Annotated in this window: 3 protein-coding genes; 1 reads left to right on the forward strand and 2 read right to left on the reverse strand. The window is 58.5% G+C overall.

The features are described 5' to 3' along the window. Positions 1-260 precede the first annotated feature (260 nt). Entirely contained in the window at positions 261-2,117 is a 1,857-nt protein-coding gene (locus HMPREF9163_RS06100) for a heavy metal translocating P-type ATPase (protein ID WP_009440845.1), read from the reverse strand. A gap of 24 nt (positions 2,118-2,141) precedes the next feature. Further along, a complete protein-coding gene (locus HMPREF9163_RS06105) occupies positions 2,142-2,360 on the reverse strand; it encodes a cation transporter (RefSeq protein ID WP_009440846.1) in 219 nt (72 codons plus the stop codon). Between the two features lie 137 nt (positions 2,361-2,497). Here HMPREF9163_RS06105 and HMPREF9163_RS12465 point away from each other — a divergent pair, with 137 nt between their 5' ends. After that, positions 2,498-2,680, forward strand: coding sequence for a hypothetical protein (locus HMPREF9163_RS12465; protein ID WP_009440847.1), 183 nt, complete (start codon positions 2,498-2,500; stop codon positions 2,678-2,680). Positions 2,681-2,700 lie beyond the last annotated feature (20 nt).

A 2,700-nucleotide genomic window follows, 5' to 3' on the forward strand; every position in this document is an offset into this window, starting at 1 on the left:
TGGCGGTGCTGAATTTATCAGTGCTTCCTTAACTCTTCACCTTCCCAATCATGTAAGTGGGAGGTGGTGCATATGGACAGCTACGAGTGCATACTGATTCTGGTATTCGCTACGGGTTACATCCTCGCAGTATCAAAGAAATAACCGCCCTACCTACCAAGCACGAGCGGTTATAACCGTGTAATGTGAAGAGGTAGCCGTCTTGTCACGGTTCTCTTTTTTGTGTCTTTATTATATCAGATACGAGGCTGCGATGCAAGTCATTCCTTTACGCTCAGTGCACGCATAGCGTTGAAGATGGCGAGGACGGTGACGCCGACGTCCGCGAAGATTGCCGCCCAGAGTCCTGCCCAGCCGATGGCGCCAAGGACGAGGACGACTGCCTTGATGCCGATGGCGAAGACGATGTTCTGCCACGCGATGCTCATGGTCTTGCGCGCGATATCGATTGCGGTTGCGATCTTTCGCGGCTCGTCGGTCATGAGGACGACATCCGCCGCCTCGATTGCCGCATCCGAGCCGAGTGCACCCATCGCAATGCCGACATCGGCACGCGCAAGCACGGGCGCGTCGTTGATGCCGTCGCCAACGTAGGCGAGGGTCTTGCCCTCGCCCTGTGCGGCAAGGAGTGTCTCGACCTGCGCGACCTTGTCCTGCGGGAGGAGCTCGGCGTGGACGGTGTCGATGCCGAGACTCTTGCCGATACTCGTGCCGATCCAGCGCGAGTCGCCCGTGAGCATAACCGTTTCGCGGATACCGCGCTCCTTCAGCGCACGGATCGCCGCTGCTGCATCCTCCTTGATCTCGTCCGCGACGTGGACGACACCTGCAAAGCGCCCGTCGACGGAGAGATAGACCGCGCCCGTATGCGGGATGGCGGAGATACCGACAGTCTTTTTCGCCATGAGGAGGTCATGCGTGCCGAGGAGGATGAAATGACCGTTGATGTGCGCTGAGATGCCGCGTCCTGCATTTTCCTCCATCGCGTGTACGTCCGTCTCTTCGGTCGTGTTCCCGCCGCCCGTGAAGGCGCGCAGGATGGAGCGTCCGATCGGGTGGGTTGAGTAGCGTTCGGCGTTCGCCGCGTAGAAGAGAACATCCGCCTCCTGGAAGCCCTCGGCAGGGACGACGCTCGCGACGTGGAAGCTGCCCTTTGTGAGCGTGCCCGTCTTGTCGAATACGACGGTGTCCGCCTTTGCCAGAGCCTCAAGGTAGTTGCCGCCCTTGATGAGGATGCCCGCGCGGCTCGCGCCGCCGATCCCCGCAAAGAAGGAGAGCGGCACGGAGATGACGAGGGCGCAGGGACAGGAGATGACGAGGAAGGTGAGTGCGCGGTAGATCCACATGGAGAAGGGATCACCCGTGACAAGTGGCGGGATGATGGCGAGCAGCACGGCGCCGATGACGACGGCGGGCGTGTACCAGCGTGCAAAACGCGTGATGAACGCCTCGGTCGTTGCCTTTTTGTCCGTCGCCTCCTCCACGAGCGAGAGGATGCGCTCGACGGTCGATTCCTCGTATGGGGTTGTGACCTTCACCTCAAGCACGCCCGACTGGTTGATGCAGCCGCTGATGATCTCATCGTTTACACGCACCGCACGCGGCATGGATTCGCCTGTGAGCGCGGAGGTGTCGAGCAGACCCTCGCCCTTTCGGATGACCCCGTCGAGCGGGACGCGCTCCCCCGGGCGGACGATGATGGTCTCACCGACCTCGACCTCGTCGGGGAAGACCTCCTCCTCAACGCCGTCACGCACGACGCATGCCGTGTCGGGGCGGATATCCATGAGGGAGGAGATGGAGCGGCGGGAACGCTGCACGGCGTAGCCTTGGAACCACTCGCCGATCTGGTAGAGCAGCATGACGGCGACGCCCTCGGAGTAGTCGCCGAGGGCAATCGCACCGATGGTGGCGACCGCCATGAGGAAGTTCTCGTCAAAGACGCGCCCGTGGCGGATATTGACTGCCGCACGCCAGAGGATGTCCCAGCCGATGAGCGCGTATGCTGCGAGGAGGAGCACGACACCGACGGTCGTGTCTTCGAGGATCATTCCCGGGATGAAGAGTGCTGCTGCTCCACCGATGCGCATGAGCATCCGCTTCTGTTTCTTCGTCATGCCTGCTGCCCCCTTTTTTCTTTGTTACGCTTCGAGTACGGCGTCCGGCTCGATGGTCTTGACAATCTTCTTGATCTCCGCGAGTACCTCGTCAAAGCGCTCGTCCTCCGCGTCGAGCGTCATGCGCTCGCTGAGGAAGTTGACGCGCACCTTGTTCACGCCCGAAACCTTTGCAGCCGCATCCTCGATCTCCTGCGCGCAATGTGCACAGTCGAGTTCACGGATCTTGAATGCCTTCTTCATGAGTATCGTCTCCTTTTATACAAATAACATATGAACAACTATTCATGTGTTTGATTATAAAGGAGGATGGAGAAGGTGTCAAGAGGGGGGGAAGAATTTTGTTCTTATGGGATAATTTCTAGGGAATCGCTGATAAAATGAAGTCCGCCGTATTGGTGCAGATTTTTTGTCCTGTCGAGGAGACAAACCGGACGCATAGCAAAGGCTATGTGGAGGATTTGTCGACAAAGAGAGGGCGAAAAAGATGTGCTAAGACGGTGGTGCTGAATTTATCAGTGCTTCCCTATGCTGTCGCACCTCAAAATTTAGGGAATCGCTGATAAAATGAAGTCCGTCAGAT

Origin of the sequence: Selenomonas sp. oral taxon 138 str. F0429 (genome assembly GCF_000318175.2) — a bacterium.
GTDB classification, from domain to species: Bacteria; Bacillota; Negativicutes; order Selenomonadales; family Selenomonadaceae; genus Centipeda; species Centipeda timonae.

Bases quoted from the DNA above. Each gene is read 5' to 3' on its own strand.
- HMPREF9163_RS06100 (WP_009440845.1), bottom strand. From the start codon at position 2,117: ATGACGAAGAAACAGAAGCGGATGCTCATGCGCATCGGTGGAGCAGCA.
- HMPREF9163_RS06105 (WP_009440846.1), bottom strand. From the start codon at position 2,360: ATGAAGAAGGCATTCAAGATCCGTGAACTCGACTGTGCACATTGCGCG.
- HMPREF9163_RS12465 (WP_009440847.1), top strand. From the start codon at position 2,498: ATGAAGTCCGCCGTATTGGTGCAGATTTTTTGTCCTGTCGAGGAGACA.